Origin of the sequence: Halorussus sp. AFM4 (assembly GCF_051194995.1) — an archaeon.
Classification (GTDB): Archaea; Halobacteriota; Halobacteria; order Halobacteriales; family Haladaptataceae; genus Halorussus.
On record NZ_JBNTJT010000001.1, the window covers coordinates 1,309,566 to 1,324,255 of the forward strand.

Sequence of the window (14,690 nt, forward strand, 5' to 3'; positions counted from 1 at the left end):
GAACCACCGACTACCGCTTCGGAAGCGCGGAGGTTCAGTCCACCACGTACGTCTCGAACTTCCGAGTCGCCCACCGGTAGGCGACGACCGGCCCGACAGCGCCGACCAGCGCCGCCAGCGCGCCGCCCGCGATCCGGACCGCGACCCGCGGAACGCCGGCCAGCGCGCCCAGGAACCCCGCCAGCGGCGGGAGCAGCGCGACCACCGCGCCGACCGTCCCCGCGAGCAGCGCGATAGAGTAGGCCGCGAACGCGCCCTTGCTCGGCATCGTGACCTCCCGGCTCCGGAACACCTCGACCGTGCCGAACCGCGGGAGCAGGGTGCCGACCCCGACCCCGAGCACGGTGCCGGCGACCACCAGCACCGCGCTCAGGCCGGTCAGCGCCAGCCACCGCGCGGGGCCGAGCGGACTCAGCGCCCCCGTGACGCCCGTCGCCAGCGCCACGACCGGCACCCCGACGAGGGCGGCCGAGACGACGTGGCCGACCACGAACTGGCGCCCGTCGAGCCCCGACAGCAGCGTGGCCGGCAGCACCGACCCCTCGTCGCCCAGCGGGTTCAGCACCGTCGCGCCGACCGCCCACGTCCCGTAGAGCGCGATCAGCACCGGCAGCGAGGTCGGCACGCCGCTCTCGAACGCGGTCCGGAGCGGCGCGTACAGGAAGAACAGGGGGTAGGCGACGTATAGCAGCCGGATCGGCGAGCGCTTCGTCCGGCGCCACACCGCCAGCGTCACGGTCCGGGTCGGCCGGGCGAGCGTACCGCCGAGCGGCCCGGACAGCACGCGCTCGGCGAGGCTCGGAGTCGCTGCGCCGGCCGCGGTCGCCGCGCCGGACGCGGACCCGGTGGACCCCGTTGCGCTCCCGGCGGGCGCGCCGGCCGGCGCCGCTCCGGCCGGAGACGATCGGTCGTCGGGCGCGTCGTCCTCGTCGGCCCGCGCCGGGTCGGCGTACCACACCGTGACGGCCGCGCGGACGGCGACCGCCGCGAGCGCGGGCACCAGCAGCGCGGCGAGCGCCGCCGCGCCCAGCGCGTGGGCCGGCACCGCGTCGACGCCCGGGAGTCCCAGCAGGAGGACGTCGCCGAACCACGCCAGCGGCGTGTCCCGGAGGGCGCGCCGGAGCGTCGCGAGCGCGTCGCCGAGCGCCTCGGAGGTGACCGCGAGGAAGTAGAGCACGAACGCGGCGACCAGCAGCGCGGTCCGGTGGCGGGCCAGCCACGGCGTCCGGAGCGTGACCCACTTGACGCCCAGGCCGACCGGGAAGCCGACCGCGAGCCCGACGGCCAGCAGCGCCGCGGCGGTCGCCGGCACGACGACGAGGGGCGCGACGGCGCCGGCGCCGAGCGCGAGCGCCGCGGCGACGGTGAGGACGGGGACCGCCGCGACCGCGAGCATCCGACAGTACTCCGCGAGCAGCAGGCCGAGCGCGGCGTCCCGGGCGGGGACGGTCGTCAGCACGCCCGCCGACGCGTCGAGCTCGCCCTTCCCGCCCGCCGACCGGGCGGCGGCCAGCGCCGCGAGGCCGACCCACCCGACCGCGGTTCCCCCGCGGACGGCGTCGAGGACCGAGAACGGGAGGCCGACGTCCGGGAGCGCCCGCCCGAACTCGTAGGCCAGGTAGCCGCCGCCGACCGTCGGCAGCACGACCCAGATGAGCAGCGCGACGCCGATGGCGGCGGTCCGGGTCGTGCTGGAGCGGATCGTCCGGAGGGTCCGCAGGAACTCCACGCGGGCGATCCGGGTCGCGTGCGAGGGGTCCGGGACCCTCATCGCGCGAACTCCGACTCCCCGGCGTCCGCGCTCTCGGCCTCCTCGGGGCGCTCGCTGGTGACCGCGAGGAACACCTCCTCGAGGGTCGACTCCTCGCCCGACTCCGCCCGGTGGGTCAGCTCGTCGGGCGACCCCTCGGCGACCAGCCGGCCCTCGTGGAGCACCCCGACCCGGTCGGCCAGCTCCTCGACCACGGGCAGGATGTGGGTCGAGAGGAAGACGGTCATCCCCTCGTCGCGCAGTTCGGTGACGAGGTCCCGGACGGTCCGGGCCGCCCGGGGGTCGAGCCCGGAGGTGGGCTCGTCGAGGAACAGGACCGCGGGGTCGTGGAGCACCGCCTGGATGAGCGCGGTCTTCTGCTTCATCCCCTTCGAGTAGGTCGAGATGCGGTCGTCGGCGTCGCCCGCGAGGTCGAACCGGGCCAGCAGCTCCCGGATGCGCTCGTCGGCCGTCTCGGCGGGCAGGTCCCGGAGCCCGGCGACGTACTCCAGCTGCTCGCGGCCGGTGAGCTCGTCGTAGATGGGCGGCTCCTCGGGCATGTAGCCCAGCTCCTCGACCACCGCGTCGCGGTCGGTGACGGGCTCGCCCGCGACCCACGCCTCGCCCGAGGTGGGCCGGGTCAGGGTCGTCAGCATCTGCATCGTGGTGGTCTTGCCCGCGCCGTTCGGGCCGAGGAAGCCGAACACCTCGCCGCGCTCGACCGCGAAGGTGAGCTCCCGGACCGCGACCGCGTCGCCGTACTCCTTGGTGAGCGACTCGGTCCGGATGGGGGCGTCGGCGGTCATGGTCGCGGGAGGCGGGCTCCCGGACGTCGAGCGTCCAGCGGGCGTCGCGCGTCGCCGAGCGTCGGTTCGAGAGGGCAGCGGCTCATGGGCCACAGTTGGTGGACCAGTGACAAAAGTCTAGTTCGTCGCGACGACGGCGGCCGTAGTCCGTGCGGGCGGTGGGACGCGCCGCGGCGGCCGGCTCAGTCGTCGGCGGGGGACGCCGCGTCCTCCGCCGCGGCCGGGGTCGCGTCCGACCGCGACCGGAGCGGTTCGGACCCGCAGTTCACGCAGGCGTAGCTGCCCTCGACGGTCTCGACGACGGGCGCGTTGCACTCGATGCACTTGAGCTGGGCGTCCCGCACTTCTCTCGGATAGCGTCCCATAGGTATCCTCTCCGAGTACGACGGAGCCGAGTAAAAGCGAGGCGGCCGTTTCGGACCGTTTCCGTTCGCAACGCGGGATTTCGCTTGAACAACAGTTCGCCCGGGCGTCGCCGCCGACGAAACGACCGATTGCTCCGAGTCAGACCCGCGCTAATCGTCCCGCAGCGACAGCGACGCCAGCAGCGCCTCGAGCTGGACGCGCTCGTTGGCGCCCTCGGTGATGCGGTAGTCGACCTCGCCGACCCGGTCCATCAGCCGCACGGTGGCCTCGTCGTCGAGGTCGAACTCCCAAACCGACCGGTGGAGCTGGTCGATGATGTCGCCGCCGGCCATCCCCTTGTTCGTGAGCAGGTCGTCGAGCACCGACCGGGCCTTGCTGAAGTCGCCCTCGATGGCGTGGGTGACCATCTCCTCGATCTCCTCGGGCCGGGCGGTGCTGGTGATGGTGAACACCGCCTCCTCGTCGACGACCTCGCCCATCACCGCGGCGGCCTGGAGCGCGTTGATGGCCTTGCGCATGTCGCCGTCGGCGGCGTACACCAGCGCGTCGACGCCGTCCTCGGTGGTCTCGATGCCCTCCGCGTCGGCGATCTTCCGGACCTGCTCGGCGACGCCCGCCTCGTCGATGGGGCCGAACCGGAACGTCGCGCACCGCGACTGGATGGGGTCGATGATCTTCGACGAGTAGTTGCACGAGAGGATGAACCGGGTGTTGTTCGAGAACTGCTCCATCGTCCGGCGGAGCGCCGACTGGGCGTCCGACGTCAGCGAGTCGGCCTCGTCGAGGAAGATGATGCGGTAGTTGTACCCGCCGAACGACGACCGCGCGAAGTTCTTGATGCGGTCCCGGACCACGTCGATGCCCCGCTGGTCGGAGGCGTTGAGCTCCAGGAAGTTGCTCTCCCAGTCGTCGCCGTACAGCTCCTTGGCGATGGCGACCGCGCTGGTGGTCTTGCCCACGCCCGCCGGCCCCGAGAACAGCAGGTTGGGCAGGTCGTCGCGCTCGACGTACCGCTGGAGCCGCGCCGTGATGTCGTCGTGGCCCGCCACCTCCTCGAGGGTCTCGGGCCGGTACTTCTCGATCCAGATCTCGTCGCGCCCGGCCGCGCTCGGCTCGCCGGGGTCGCTCTCGGCCGCGTCGTCGCCCTCGCTCTCGACCTCGCTCATGAGAGAGACGTGGTGCTAGCCGGTCTTAAACTCCCCGAGGTTGCGACGGCGGCGTCGGGGCCGGCGGCTCCGCCCGGGCGCTCGCGGTAGACCGCCGCGGGTCGGCGCCGGCGCTCGCCGCCGCCGGTCGACCGGCGGTAGGACGGGCTTAACGCCGGGTGTCCGCGACACCGACGCAAGCCATATCTCCCGGGCCGTCGACAGGTTCGGCATGGACAAGCGATTCGCGGCCCTGCTCTGCGTCCTCGTGGCGCTCGCCGCGGTCCCGGCCCCGGTCGCGGCCCAGGAGACCCGGACCGGCGGGACCGTCGTGGTCGAGGAAGGCGAGACCGTCGACGGACCCCTCCGCGCCTTCGGCGGCACCGTCATCGTCCGCGGGACGGTGAACGGCGACGTGACCGCCGCCGGGGGCAACGTCTACGTGACCGGTCGGGTGAACGGCGACCTCCGGGCGATGGCCGGCAACGTCCGCATCAACGGCACCGTGACCGGCGACGCCGACGCGGTCGGCGGCAACGTCGTCCTCGCGGCGGACGGCCGGGTCGGCGGGGAACTGAACATCGGCGCGGGCAGCGTCGTCGTCGACGGCGAGGTCGGCGAGAGCGCCTTCGTCGGCGCCGACACCATCGCCCTCGGCCCGAGCGCGGTCGTCGGCGGCGACTTCGTCTACGACGGGAGCCTGGACCGGGCACCGGGCGCCCGGGTCGCCGGCCAGGTCCGGCGTGAGGCCAACCCCGGCGGGAGCGTCGACTTCACCGGCCCCGTCGTCCCGACGTGGGTCAAGGGCGTCTACGGCTTCCTGGCGAACCTGGTCCTCGGGGTGATCCTGCTCGCCGTCTTCCCGCGGTTCTCGGCCGGCGTCGCCGGCCGGGCGAGCCAGACCCCCTTACGGTCGGGCGGGGTGGGGCTGCTGGCGTTCGTCGGAGTCCCGGTCCTGTTCGTCGCCCTGCTGCTCTCGCTCGTCGGGATCCCGCTCGCGCTGCTCGTCGTCCTGCTCTACCCCCTGGTGCTGTGGATCGGCTACGTCTACGGCGCGTTCGCGCTCGGAGCGTGGGGGCTCGGGCTGGCGGACGCAGACAGCCGGTGGCTTGCGCTCGCGCTCGGCGTCTTCGTCGTCTCGATCGTCGGCTTCGTCCCGATCCTGGGCGGGCTGGTCCAGTTCCTCGTGCTCCTGGTCGGACTGGGCGCCTTCGTCCTGGGCGTCTGGGGCGGCCTGCGGAGGCGGCGCGGTCGCCGGGCGGACGAGTACGACCGCGAGACGGTGGTGTAGCGAGGGACGGACAGCGGTCGGTAGATCACAGTAGCCGGTACGGCTCCTCGTTGCGCGTCGGAATCTCGGACGTTCAGGTAGCAATAGCGGTCGCTCGCGGTTGTTAGAGAGACGGGGTAGGTCGGTCGGTAATGACCCGCGTGGAAACCACGCGGGCTGAAAGGTAACCGTCCGACCGTGCCGTCTACCTGCCCCTCTCTCCTATCGCTACAAAACACCTCCGGTACGCAGATCCGGCTGGTGTCGGTTCTTGACGACAGAGGTCCGCAAGCGACGCGGTTTACATTGATGAGCAAGCCTCATTGCCGACCACTGGTACCCGGCGCGCGCTGGCACGGCCGCTATGGCCCCGCCGAGCGTCCGAGGGATGACTGAGCGACCGATGGAAGCGAAGGAGGAGGTTGGGAGGCGTGGGGCCGTCGCGGTGCGGGTGCGGGCGGCTACATAGTTGACGGCAGTAGCTAGCTGTCTCGTGGTCCGCCTCGCCTCGACGCACCCGTCTCCGTCCTGTCCGGCCCCCGAGTCGTTGCCCCACACCCGGATTCACCGCTCCCGACACGCTTACCCCTCACCGCCCGAAAACTCGATAGCATGAAGGTGACCGTCGAGGTCGTCGGCGAGGGGAGTCGCGACCTCGAAGTCGAGGACGCGACCTACGCCGACCTGCTGGCCGAGGTCGACCTCAGCCCCCACGAGGTGTCGGTGATGGTCGACGGCCGGCCCGTCCCGGAGGACCGGCCGGTCGAGGCCGACCACGTGAAGGTCCTGCGGCTCATCAAGGGCGGCGCCGGACCGACCGACGAGGACGAGGCCGGCCCCGTCACGGCGCTCGACCGCGAGCGCCGGGGCCTCGGCGTGTCGGAGCTCGACTTCGAGCTGCCGAACGCCGGGGCGGGCCCCGACCCGCTGGCGCTGTCGTCGTTCGCCGCCAGCGGACCCGGCTCCGAGGACGCCGACGCCTTCGTCGGGCGGGAGTGGGCGACGGGTCGCCCGGACGAGAACCGGGCCGTGGTCCTGCTGTTCCTGCGCGACTACTGGTCCCGGAGCTGCCGCCAGCAGGTGCGGGACGTGGCCGAGCGCTACCGCGAGTTCCGCGACCGGGACGCCGCGGCGGTCGCGGTGCTGCCCGAGCCCGAGGGGAAGGCCGAGAAGTGGCAGAAGAAGTACCACCTGCCGTTCCCGCTGGTGGCCGACGCCGACAAGCAGGTCGCCGAGCAGTACGACCAGCCCGTCCGGTTCGGCCCGCTCGGGCGGCGCGTCGACCTGCTGGGCCGGCTGCCCCAGGTCGCCGTCCTCGACGCCCGGCACGGCGAGCTGCGGCTCCACGCGGTCCACCGCGGCGAGAAGCCGGACGACCGGCCGCCGGTCGACGACGTGCTGGCGACGGTCGACCGGATGCTCGGCGACGAGCGGGCGTGACGCCCGATGAGGATTGCTCGTGACGCCTGACGACGGGCGACCGGCGATGACGACGAACGACTGGAGACGAACGTGACCGTCAGAGTCCGCGCGGCGACCGACGACGACCGACTCGACGTGCGCCGCGTCCTCGACGCCGCGATGCTGCAGGTCCGGGACGACCTCCGCGAGCGCATCGCCGCCGGCGACGTGCTGGTGGCGCAGGGCGACGGCGGTGGTTCTATCCTCGGCGCGCTCGTGCTCGTCCCGGGCGAGGACGAGGGGACTTCTCCGAGGGACGGCGCCGCGCACGTCGACGCCGTGGCGGTCCGGCGGGCGCGCCGCGGCCGGGGCGTCGGCTCGGCGCTGGTCCGCGCCGCGGCCGAGCGCCGCGGGGTCCTGACCGCCGAGTTCGACCCGGCCGTGCGGCCCTTCTACGAGTCGCTGGGGTTCGACGTCTCGCGGGTCGACGGGGACGGCGAGGCGAGTCGGCTCCGGGGTCGCTACGACGGTCGCGCGGACGGCTGAGACGGTTCCAATAGAATCAACTGTCCGAGACGCGCGCTGTGGAACATGGACGAGCAACGCCGCCGGCGGGTCGCCGTCATCTGGACCGCGTTCGCGGTCGTGATGGGCTACGTCACGCTCTCGGACGGGTTCGCGGTCGGGGCCAGCGACCTGCTCGGCGCGCTGGCGGTGGCGCTGGGGCTCGGACTGGCGTACGTCTACTACGCGAACCCCGGCGGGCTGCTGAACCTCGGAGACCGAGAGGCCTAGCGGTGCGACCGGGCGACGCCTACACCAGCGGTTCGACCAGGTCGCGCCCGGCGTCGAGCAGTTCGTCGACCCGCGCCTCGCTTGCGGCCTCGGCGTAGATGCGCATCTTGGGCTCGGTCCCGCTCGGCCGGACGAGCAGCCACGAACCGTCCTCCAGCAGGATCTTGAACCCGTCGGTGTCGTTGACGCGCTCGACGTGCTCGCCGGCCACCTCGTCGGGGAGGTCGGCTTCCAGGTCCGACAGCACGCGCTGCTTCTCCTCGTCGGGGCAGTCGACGCTGACCTTGCTCTGGTGGATCTCGCCGAACTCCGCGAGGAGGTCGTCGACGCGGTCGTCGTAGGAGCGCTCGCTCTCGACCGCGCCGGCGAGCAGCGCCATCAGCACGCCGTCCTTCTCGCGGACGTGGCCCCGGACCGAGAAGCCGCCCGACTCCTCGCCGCCGATGAGCGCGTCGTGGTCCTTCATGGCCTCGGCGACCCACTTGTAGCCGACCGCGGTCTCGACGACGTCCTCGCCGTGGGCCTCGGCGACCCGGTCGACCAGGAACGTGGTCGAGACGGTCCGCACGGCGGGGCCGGAGTCGTCCTCGAGCAGGTAGTCGTAGGTCGCCGCGAAGAAGAGGTTCTCGTCGAGGAAGCCGCGGTCGGGCGTCACGACCGCGATGCGGTCGGCGTCGCCGTCGTTGGCGATGCCGAGGTCGGCGTCGCGCTCGCGGACCTCCTCGACCAGCCCCTGGAGGTTCTCGGCGCTGGGCTCGGGGTTCGTGCCGCCGAACTCGGGGTCCTGCTCGCAGCGCCGCCGGTGGACGGTCGCGCCGGCGCGCTCGAGCAGTTCGTCGGTGAAGCCGCGACCCGAGCCGTGCATCGCGTCGTAGACGACCTCCAGGCCGTCGAGGGTCCCCTCGGCGTCCGAGCCCTCGGGGCCGACTCCGACGACGTCGAACAGGTGGGCGGCGTACGGTTCGAGGAGGTCCTCCTCGCGGACGCTGCCCTGCTCGTCCTCCGGGAGCGCGCGGGGCTCGGCGATGCGGGCCATGATCTCGTCGGTGACCTCGGGGAGGGCGGGCGCGGCGTCGTGGGGGAAGAACTTCACGCCGTTGTAGTTCGGCGGGTTGTGCGAGGCCGAGACCACCAGCGCGCCCGCGAGGTCGCGGTCGGCGACGGTCCAGACCGCAAGCGGGGTCGGGCAGTCCCGCGGCGGGATCAGCGCGTCGAAGCCGTTGGCCGCCAGCACCCGGCAGAGCTCCTCGGCGAACCCCCGCGAGGTCTCGCGGGCGTCGTAGCCGACAGCGACGGTCCCCGAGTCGCGGTCCTCGACCTCCCGGAGGTAGTCGGCGACCGCCTGCCCGACCATCCGGACGCGGGGCGCGGTGAACTCGTCCAGCGTCGCTCGCCAGCCGTCGGTCCCGAACGAAATCGGCGTCTCCATACCCACATCGTCGCTACCCCCGCCGAAAAAACCACCGCGTGGTAGATTCGCACGCGACCGGCGGCGCCGGGACGGAGGTCAGTCCCGCGCCTGGCCGCCGGGACATCGGGGTGCGGAGGAACCGGGGGCGGAGGAATGGACTTGACGGCGAATCAGGGGTCGTTCTCCCGATCGTCCCGCCGCTCCGCGACCCCGGAGTGGATCTCCGCGACCGCCGCGCGGACGCCGCGGACCGCGTCGGGTCCCCGGAGCGCGACGACGGCGACGCCGCCGAAGGCGAGGAGATGGAGCGCGACGCGGGACAGGTATTCGAGCAGCGCGAGTTCGGAGCCGCCGGCGCCGTGCAGGAGGGCGACGGTTGTCGGGGTCATTTGCGGTTGCGGGCGGCGTCCGTCGCGGTCACGTCGCATCGAGTCCGCGGAACGCCATCGCGGCCCCGACGACGAAGACGACCGTCGCCAGGTAGACGGGACCGAGGTGGGTCACCCAGTCGTGGGCGAACGCGTCCGCGGTGTAGTGCATCGGCAGCGCGAGCGCCAGGCCGACCACTGCTGCGACGACTGCCGTCGCCCACGCCCAGGCGAGCCGCCGGCGGACGCCGTACCACGAGAGGGCGGCGACGGCGATCCCCGTCGAGATGATGAACGCCGCGGTGGCGACGTGCAGGTGGCTGATGTAGTACGCGACCGTCGGATTCAGGTCGGCCTTCGTCATCCCGTCGAGGGTGCTGACCCCGAGTTCGAAGCCGTCCCCCACGAAGTTCATCGCGAGGAACGCGACCCCGTATCCGACGAACGCGACGCCCGCCAGCGCCATCAGCAGGGAGCCGTTCCGGATCTGCAGTTCGATTTCGATCTGTTCGTTCCGTTCGCCTGCGACCGTTTGTTCGGTTGCCATGGTAATCACTTCCGGGCGCCGAGCGAGATGCTCTTGACGCCGTACTTCTGACACGCGTTCGCGGCCGACTCCGAGACGAACTCGTACTGGGTGTTGTCCCGGACGGCCGCCACCTCGAAGCCGGCCGCTTCGATGAGCCGCGTGTAGCGGTCGACCTGCTCGGCCCCGCCGATGCAGGCCGCCCACAGGTCCTCGTCGTTCTTGATGCTCTCGGGCATCCGCCGCTCGCTGATGATGTCGGAGACGGCGAGCCGGCCGCCCGACCGGAGCACCCGGTACGCCTCCTCGAACACCCGCCGCTTGTCCGGCGAGAGGTTGAGGACCCCGTTCGAGACCACCGCGTCGAACGTCGCGTCGTCGAACGGGAGGTCCTCGACGTACCCCCGCTCGAAGCGGACGTTGTCCAGCCCCGCCTCGTCGCGGAGGCGCCGCGCCGTCGCGAGCTGCGGGTCGGTCATGTCCACCCCGGTCACGCTGCCGGCGTCCCCGACGCGGAGCGCCGCGACGAACGCGTCGGTTCCGGAACCGCTCCCCAGGTCGAGCACGTCGTCGCCCGCCCGGAGGTCGGCGAGGTCGAAGTGGTAGCCCACCCCCGCGAACGACGCCAGGGCCCGCGCGGGGATCCGGTCGAGGTCGCCCGCCGGGTAGCCGAGCCGCTCGGCCAGCTCGCGCCCCGTCTCGAAGTGGTACTCCTCGTCCGGCGCCTCGGCGACGTCCCGGTACACGCTCTTGACCGCCCGTTCGAGGCGGTCGACGTCGAGTGAGTTCTCCATCCGTCGTCACCCCGTCAGTCGTCGGCCGCCGCCTCGGTCGGGGTAGTCACCGCGAGTTCGACGTCCTGGTCGAGCGAGACCAGCGTGTAGACGGGCGCCCGCCGCGCCCACTCGTCGATCCGGTCCCTGTCGAGGTCCGGGCTCTCGATCTCGATTTCGGCGGTCAGGTTCTCGAAGACGGAGTCGGCCTCGCCGAGCTCCTTGGTGCTGAAGAGGACGCCCGGGTCGCAGTCGGCCCGGACGCGCGTTTCCAGATGCTCGATGTCGACGCCGCTGGCGACCGCGTTGATGGTGATGCCGACGTTGATGCACGAGGCGAGCGCCGAGAGCGCGACCTCGATCGGCTCCATCCGGTCGGTCGCCCCGACCCAGCCGCCCGCGTCCAGCACCTCCTTCCAGCCCCCGTACGGGATCGTGTACTCCCGCGTCCCGCGAGCGATGGTCTCGCCGCCGAGTTCGTACGAGTCGACCTTCGCCAGACTGTGGGCGCACGTCCCCTCGTAGGTCGAGCGGGCGCCGAGTCCGAGCCGCACCTCGTCGGGGTTGTCGGCCGCGTACTCGGCGAACCCTTCGAGTCTGTCGAGGTCGACGCCGTGGTCGACCCGCCGTTCGGTCGCCATCGTTCACACCACCTGGAGGTGTTCCGTCCGGAGTTCGTCGTCCGTGTACTCCTTCCCGTGGATCTCTCGCATGTGGTTCTTCGCCAGTTCGATCGCTTCGGCTTCGTCTTCCGACTGCACGACGAACCGGCAGTCTGCCGCCGCCGATTCGCAGTCGAGTTTGTGTGCTCGTGCCATGGTGGTTTCGTCCGCCTTTCGGCGAGTAGCGGATACGAGCCAGCGTGTTAGATAGCTAACTCGTGGCACACCGGTCGGCCGCTGGCCCCGCGTCCAGGCGGTGACGCACCGGCAGCGACTGACGGCCGCGCAGGCGATGACCGGCCGTCACTGAGTGACGGGGGAGAGACGGGCTAGACGGATCGTTTCCCCGGACCGGACGGCCGAGCGTCGTCACTCGATCGCTTCGAGCGGGACCGTCGGGGTCCGTCGCCGGTAGAACGAGAACTGCGATTCCGCCCACTCCCGGGCGTCCTCGGCGTCCGTGTCGAGCAGCACCCGGACCGAGACGCTGTCGGGGTCGTGGCCGCAGATCGCGATTCGGTGGTCGAAGAGCGCGATCCCGTACGACGGCAGGTCGTCGTGGAGCCGGATGGTGAGGTTCCCGCTCGCCAGCGTCTCGGCCGACAGCTCCGGGTAGGTCGAGCGGATGTACTCGGCGACGCTCGGCGGGTCGATGATCTCGGCCCGCATGCCGTCGATGACCCGCCGGCAGAACTCGTCCCGGCAGGGTTCGAGGAGCGCGAGGTCCGACCCCACGAACCGGAACCGGTCGGTCTCCCTGAGCAGTTCGAGGAACCTGTTGACGGGGGCGTACGGGTTGTCGGCCTCGGCGACCGTCACGACCGCGTCGGCGCACATCTCGATCGTGAACCCGCTGTCCTCGTCCGGGAGCCACTGCCAGACGTCCCGGACCGTCCGCTCGGTCTCGAGCCGCTCGATCAGCTCGGCCACCGCGGAGGCGACGTACGCGCCCAGCGGCGTGGCCTCGTACCGGTAGCCCTCCCTGCGGATCCAGTTGCGGTCCTCGAACTCGCGCAGCGTCCGCCTGATCGTCGACGACGAGACGCCGGTCATCTCCCAGAGTTCGGAGCGGCTGCGGGGACGGACGGTCAGGGCGACGAGCGTCGGGGCGCGGTGCTCGGACCGCGCCAGGTACGCGATGTCGTCGATCGGTGATCCCGTGCTCGAGCCCATGAGAACTGTACGCACGATTTCGTAATAACCCTTCGCTCTCCGGGGGAGCGGGAGTGATCTCCGGGGCCCGGGGGCGCGACCGCCCTCCGCGCGACGGGCGAGACCGGCTCCTACTAAAACGACCGCGGATTCGCGGCAGAAGAGCCAGGCGGGTGCGACCGGTAGTAACGCACGTGACGACGACAGAGACTCCGCCCGGACCGCGCGGCCTCCCGCTCGTCGGCAACACCCACCAGTGGGCCCGCAACCCCTGCGAGTTCCGCGAGCGGTGCGCCGAGGCGTACGGCCGGGTCGTCAACTACGAGATCATCGGCTGGGACGCCTACATGCTGACCGACCCCGCCGACGTCAAGCGGGTGCTCGAGGACCGCGAGACGTTCCCCAAGCACAGCGGCGGCAACGAGCAGCTCAGCGAGATGCTGGGCGACGGGCTCGTCACCAGCGAGGGCGCGCTGTGGGAGCGCCAGCGCGAGGCCATCCAGCCCGCGTTCTACGTGGACAACATCAGGCGGTACGCCGACGTCATGGTCTCCCGGACCGAGGACACCCTCGCCCGCTGGCGGGACGGCGGGACGGTCGACCTGCGCTCGGAGATGATGCGCACGACGCTCGAAATCCTCGTTGAGGCGATGTTCGGCGACGATATCGACCTCGAGGCCCGCGGCATCTACGACGCGGTCGAGGCGATGCAGGAGCCCCTCAAACCCCGCAACCAGCCGATCACCTTCCTCGCGCCCGACTGGGCGCCGGTCCCGTACCTCCGGCGGGCGAACCGGGCGCTCGACCACCTCGAAACGCAGGTGTACGACATCCTCGACGAGCGCCGCGGGAGCGACACCGACCGCGGGGACCTGCTGGCGATGCTGCTGGACTCGGACGCCGCGATGGACGACGAGCAGCTCCGCGACGAGATGCTGACGTTCCTGTTCGCGGGCCACGAGACGACCGCGCTCGCGCTGACCTACGTCTGGGACCTGCTGTCCCGGAATCCGGAGGTCGAGGCCCGGCTACACGGGGAGATCGCGGAGGTCGTCGACGACCGCCCGACCGTCGAGGACGTGTTCGCGTTCGAGTACACCGAAGCGGTCGTCAAGGAGGCGCTGCGGCTCTACCCGCCGGCCCACGAGATCCGGCGCGAGCCCGCCGAGGACGTCGTCATCGGCGGCTACTCGATCCCGGAGGGGTCGCTGCTCGTCCTGCCGACGTGGGTGCTCCACCGCGACGAGCGGTTCTGGGACGACCCGGGCGAGTTCCGGCCGGAGCGCTGGATCGGGGACCGCGAGGTGCCACGCGCCTCGGACGCGGGCGGCGAGCGACGCGAACCGCGAGCCGACCGGCCCGAGTACGCCTACTTCCCGTTCGGCGGCGGGCCCCGGCGGTGCATCGGCCAGCAGTTCGCGATGACGGAGGCCCAGCTCGTGCTCGCGACGACGGCCCGCGACTGGACGGTCGAGCGCGAGTACGACGACCTCGACCTCTCGGCGGCGGTCACGCTCCGGCCGAAAGGCGAGGTACCGGTGACGACGCGGCGGCGCTGAGCGCTCCGAATTGTATCACGACTGCTACAAAAATCGAGACCCGGAAACTGTTTTCCCGCTCAGCGCCCTAGTTTCGGGCAATGAGTACCACTCCAGTCGTCGTCGCGCTCGCGGGCAGCATGCGCGACGGCAGCTACACCCGACAGGCCCTGACCCACGCCCTCGCGGCTGCCGAGCGACGCGGCGCCGAGACCGAGCTCCTCGACGTCCGCGAGTACGACCTCCCGGTGTTCGACCCCGACGAGCCCGAGCCCCCGGAAGCGACCGAACTCAAGCGCAAGATCCGCGAGGCCGACTCGGTGCTCTGGGGGAGCCCGGTGTACCACGGGTCGTACTCGGCGGCGTTCCGCAACGTCCACGACTACTGCGGCTGGGACGAGTACGAGGACACCACGGTCGGCCTGCTGGCGTCGGCGGGCGGCGGGTCGTTCGGCAGCACGCTCGACCACATGCGGGTGACCGCCCGGGGCGTCCACGCCTGGGTGCTGCCCCACCAGGTCGGCATCCGGAACGCCCGCGACAAGTTCGAGGACGGCGAGATTATCGACGAGGACATCGCCGACCGCGTCGAGACGCTGGGTCAGCAGGCCGTCGAGTACGCCTTCATCGACCCCCAGGTGACCGCGCCCGACGCCGGCGTCGACGAGGACGCCGCGGCCGAGGAGGACGACCAGACCGCGGCCGAGGCCGACGCCGACGACTGACC

17 protein-coding genes and 1 pseudogene are annotated in these 14,690 nt (G+C 71.8%); 7 read left to right on the forward strand and 11 right to left on the reverse strand.

The features are described from left to right. Nucleotides 1-34 precede the first annotated feature (34 nt). The 4 genes from ACQUQF_RS06765 to ACQUQF_RS06780 form a co-directional block, all read right to left on the reverse strand. Nucleotides 35-1,771, reverse strand: coding sequence for a hypothetical protein (locus tag ACQUQF_RS06765; protein WP_435177049.1), 1,737 nt, complete (start codon nt 1,769-1,771; stop codon nt 35-37). Next, nucleotides 1,768-2,556, reverse strand: a complete 789-nt coding sequence (locus ACQUQF_RS06770; RefSeq protein ID WP_435177051.1) for an ABC transporter ATP-binding protein — start codon at nt 2,554-2,556, stop codon at nt 1,768-1,770. Before ACQUQF_RS06770 ends, ACQUQF_RS06765 begins: the two co-directional genes overlap by 4 nt. 182 nt (nt 2,557-2,738) lie before the next feature. Next, nucleotides 2,739-2,921 carry a hypothetical protein gene (locus tag ACQUQF_RS06775; RefSeq protein WP_435177053.1) on the reverse strand — a complete coding sequence of 61 codons (183 nt, stop codon included), beginning with the start codon at nt 2,919-2,921 and terminating at the stop codon, nt 2,739-2,741. 150 nt (nt 2,922-3,071) lie between these two features. Further along, nucleotides 3,072-4,088 (reverse strand): replication factor C small subunit, encoded by a 1,017-nt coding sequence (locus ACQUQF_RS06780; RefSeq protein ID WP_435177055.1) that lies wholly within the window; start codon nt 4,086-4,088, stop codon nt 3,072-3,074. Nucleotides 4,089-4,299: 211 nt separating this feature from the next. Here ACQUQF_RS06780 and ACQUQF_RS06785 point away from each other — a divergent pair, with 211 nt between their 5' ends. The 5 genes and pseudogenes from ACQUQF_RS06785 (at nt 4,300) to ACQUQF_RS06805 (ending at nt 7,533) form a co-directional block, all read left to right on the forward strand. Continuing rightward, nucleotides 4,300-5,358 carry a bactofilin family protein gene (locus ACQUQF_RS06785; RefSeq protein ID WP_435177056.1) on the forward strand — a complete coding sequence of 353 codons (1,059 nt, stop codon included), beginning with the start codon at nt 4,300-4,302 and terminating at the stop codon, nt 5,356-5,358. Between the two features lie 591 nt (nt 5,359-5,949). Continuing rightward, nucleotides 5,950-6,144, forward strand: a pseudogene (gene samp2 / locus ACQUQF_RS06790) (ubiquitin-like small modifier protein SAMP2); the annotation flags it as partial. A 69-nt stretch (nt 6,145-6,213) separates the two neighbouring features. After that, nucleotides 6,214-6,777 (forward strand): peroxiredoxin family protein, encoded by a 564-nt coding sequence (locus ACQUQF_RS06795; RefSeq protein WP_435177617.1) that lies wholly within the window; start codon nt 6,214-6,216, stop codon nt 6,775-6,777. 72 nt (nt 6,778-6,849) lie between these two features. Next, nucleotides 6,850-7,284: a GNAT family N-acetyltransferase gene (locus tag ACQUQF_RS06800; protein WP_435177058.1), complete on the forward strand. Its 435-nt coding sequence runs from the start codon at nt 6,850-6,852 to the stop codon at nt 7,282-7,284. Nucleotides 7,285-7,329: 45 nt separating this feature from the next. Then, nucleotides 7,330-7,533, forward strand: coding sequence for a hypothetical protein (locus ACQUQF_RS06805; protein WP_435177060.1), 204 nt, complete (start codon nt 7,330-7,332; stop codon nt 7,531-7,533). Nucleotides 7,534-7,552: 19 nt separating this feature from the next. Here ACQUQF_RS06805 and ACQUQF_RS06810 read toward each other — a convergent pair whose 3' ends face one another. The 7 genes from ACQUQF_RS06810 to ACQUQF_RS06840 all read right to left on the reverse strand — a co-directional run bounded on the left by ACQUQF_RS06810 (nt 7,553) and on the right by ACQUQF_RS06840 (nt 12,446). Then, the gene (locus tag ACQUQF_RS06810; protein ID WP_435177062.1) at nt 7,553-8,962 is read right to left on the reverse strand and encodes a phosphoglucomutase/phosphomannomutase family protein; all 1,410 of its coding nucleotides are present in this window, start codon (nt 8,960-8,962) and stop codon (nt 7,553-7,555) included. 152 nt (nt 8,963-9,114) lie between these two features. Beyond that, a complete protein-coding gene (locus ACQUQF_RS06815) occupies nt 9,115-9,333 on the reverse strand; it encodes a hypothetical protein (RefSeq protein ID WP_435177064.1) in 219 nt (72 codons plus the stop codon). A gap of 28 nt (nt 9,334-9,361) precedes the next feature. Beyond that, entirely contained in the window at nt 9,362-9,859 is a 498-nt protein-coding gene (locus ACQUQF_RS06820; protein WP_435177066.1) for a hypothetical protein, read from the reverse strand. A 5-nt stretch (nt 9,860-9,864) separates the two neighbouring features. Continuing rightward, nucleotides 9,865-10,632: a methyltransferase domain-containing protein gene (locus tag ACQUQF_RS06825; protein WP_435177068.1), complete on the reverse strand. Its 768-nt coding sequence runs from the start codon at nt 10,630-10,632 to the stop codon at nt 9,865-9,867. Between the two features lie 14 nt (nt 10,633-10,646). Next, a complete protein-coding gene (locus ACQUQF_RS06830) occupies nt 10,647-11,252 on the reverse strand; it encodes an OsmC family protein (protein ID WP_435177070.1) in 606 nt (201 codons plus the stop codon). Nucleotides 11,253-11,255: 3 nt separating this feature from the next. Next, complete coding sequence (locus ACQUQF_RS06835) at nt 11,256-11,429, reverse strand: DUF1059 domain-containing protein (RefSeq protein WP_435177072.1); 174 nt, start codon at nt 11,427-11,429, stop codon at nt 11,256-11,258. A 213-nt stretch (nt 11,430-11,642) separates the two neighbouring features. After that, complete coding sequence (locus ACQUQF_RS06840) at nt 11,643-12,446, reverse strand: helix-turn-helix transcriptional regulator (protein ID WP_435177074.1); 804 nt, start codon at nt 12,444-12,446, stop codon at nt 11,643-11,645. 173 nt (nt 12,447-12,619) lie between these two features. Here ACQUQF_RS06840 and ACQUQF_RS06845 point away from each other — a divergent pair, with 173 nt between their 5' ends. Together ACQUQF_RS06845 and ACQUQF_RS06850 are read left to right on the forward strand one after the other, a co-directional pair. Continuing rightward, nucleotides 12,620-13,984: a cytochrome P450 gene (locus ACQUQF_RS06845; RefSeq protein ID WP_435177076.1), complete on the forward strand. Its 1,365-nt coding sequence runs from the start codon at nt 12,620-12,622 to the stop codon at nt 13,982-13,984. A gap of 80 nt (nt 13,985-14,064) precedes the next feature. After that, nucleotides 14,065-14,688 carry an NADPH-dependent FMN reductase gene (locus ACQUQF_RS06850; RefSeq protein ID WP_435177078.1) on the forward strand — a complete coding sequence of 208 codons (624 nt, stop codon included), beginning with the start codon at nt 14,065-14,067 and terminating at the stop codon, nt 14,686-14,688. Nucleotides 14,689-14,690 lie beyond the last annotated feature (2 nt).